We start from the raw sequence: 1,945 nt of genomic DNA on the forward strand, positions 1-1,945 counted from the left end.
ATTTTTACAACCGAAAAAACGCCGAATAAAAGAGTATGATTGGGATGATTTGCATGGTGTTATTATCCATAATATGTCGCGTAATGCTTTAAGCTCGACTGTGTTAATGGTGTGCCAACCCGATACGCATCAAGTGATTGATCATATCATGCTAGATCCTGCCCGAGCAGGCGCTGGTAGTACATTTGTTTGGGGATGGATCAATAGTTTTATGTTTTTTTGTGATGTTGCCAATATTGATGATGGTGAATATAAGTCAGATCAAGAGGCGGGATTTAAAGCCCATAGGATTGACGGCCAAGGCTGGCCCGAATGGATGGTAGAAGCATTTAATGCCACATCATTAGAAGAGCTCGCCGAAATTAAACAACGGCACAATATAACGCAATAGCCCAAAAGCCGTTGCAGTTTGGCAAGCATGGGTAAAGCGGTATGGCAATCTAATTTTACCGATATTGAAAAAATTGAAGTGAAAAAAACTGATTCTAACCAGCCAGGTAGTGATCTAACGCTGATAACTTGGGTAGCGGGCACCTTTGCTTATGATCTAATAAATAACTATCAAATCAATATCTGCCCTAATGGACAAGATGATGGCGAAATTCCTCTCATCATTAACCGAATCAGCAACCAATTTCATGAAGAATAAATAAAAGGAGAATAAAATGCCATCAAAATACCGTCCACAAATTTTTGGTTGGTTTGGTGATCTGGATAAAGGTCCTTATAGTGTACCCCTGCATGATCGTCGCTTAAGTTATGCCAATAATAACTACTGTGCCTTTATTCGAAAGATTCCTTCTGATCAGATTCTTTATTTGTGTTTATCTATATCATTAATTTTAATGTTTATGGTCTTAGTCTTTTTTAGTTTTGATTTTTTTTCAATATTACTAAAAAAATCTGAATTAAAGGTTTTTTTTATAGTATTATTTGGTATGTTATTAAGTTCATTTGTTATCTATTCATATGCTCTTCCAGAGCTCTACCAAAACGTTTTTTCTCGCCGTGGTAGCCCCATTATATTTAACCGTAAAACGGGTAAAGTCTATGTTAACGAAAGTTACTTTTTTAACTTTAAGTTTTTACGCCATCCTGCAGTATTTTTACAACCGAAAAAACGCCGAATAAAAGAATATGATTGGGATGATTTGCATGGTGTTATTATCCATAATATGTCGCGTAATGCTTTAAGCTCGACTGTGTTAATGGTGTGCCAACCCGGTACGCATCAAGTGATTGATCATATCATGCTAGATCCTGCCCGAGCAGGCGCTGGTAGTACATTTGTTTGGGGATGGATCAATAGTTTTATGGTGTATTATAAATCAGCCAATATTGATGATGGTGAATACCGATCAGATCAAGAGGCGGAATTTAAAGCCCATAGGATTGACGGCCAAGGCTGGCCTGAATGGATGGTAGAAGCATTTAATGCCACATCATTAGAAGAGCTCGCCGAAATTAAACAACGGCACAATATAACGCAATAGCCCAAAAGCCATTGCAGTTTGGCAAGCATGGGCAAAGCGGTATGGCAATCTAATTTTACCGATATTGAAAAAATTGAAGTAAAAAAAACCGATTCTAACCAGCCAGGTAGTGATCTAACGCTGATAACCTGGGTAGCGGGTACCTTTGCTTATGATCTAATAAATAACTATCAAATCAATATCTGCCCTAATGGACAAGATGATGGCGAAATTCCGCTCATCATTAACCGAATCAGTAACCAATTTCATGAAGAATAAATAAAAGGAGAATAAAATGCCATCAAAATACCGTCCACAAATTTTTGGTTGGTTTGGTGATCTGGATAAAGGTCCTTATAGTGTACCCCTGCATGATCGTCGCTTAAGTTATGCTAATAATAACTACTGTGCCTTTATTCGTCAAATTCCCTCAGATCTGATTTTTTATACCTGTCTCTATTTTGTTATTATTA

General features: G+C 37.3%; 4 protein-coding genes. All 4 read left to right on the forward strand.

The features are described 5' to 3' along the window. On the forward strand, positions 1-391 hold a 391-nt coding region (locus tag A9G47_RS14305), incomplete at its 5' end, for a DUF6708 domain-containing protein (RefSeq protein ID WP_176700691.1). Between the two features lie 27 nt (positions 392-418). After that, positions 419-649: a hypothetical protein gene (locus A9G47_RS09225; protein WP_065642119.1), complete on the forward strand. Its 231-nt coding sequence runs from the start codon at positions 419-421 to the stop codon at positions 647-649. Positions 650-665: 16 nt separating this feature from the next. Further along, a complete protein-coding gene (locus A9G47_RS09230) occupies positions 666-1,493 on the forward strand; it encodes a DUF6708 domain-containing protein (protein ID WP_065642121.1) in 828 nt (275 codons plus the stop codon). Between the two features lie 27 nt (positions 1,494-1,520). Continuing rightward, entirely contained in the window at positions 1,521-1,751 is a 231-nt protein-coding gene (locus A9G47_RS09235; RefSeq protein WP_065642119.1) for a hypothetical protein, read from the forward strand. Positions 1,752-1,945 lie beyond the last annotated feature (194 nt).

Source organism: Gilliamella sp. WF3-4 (genome assembly GCF_001690275.1).
Classification (GTDB): Bacteria; Pseudomonadota; Gammaproteobacteria; order Enterobacterales; family Orbaceae; genus Gilliamella; species Gilliamella apicola_C.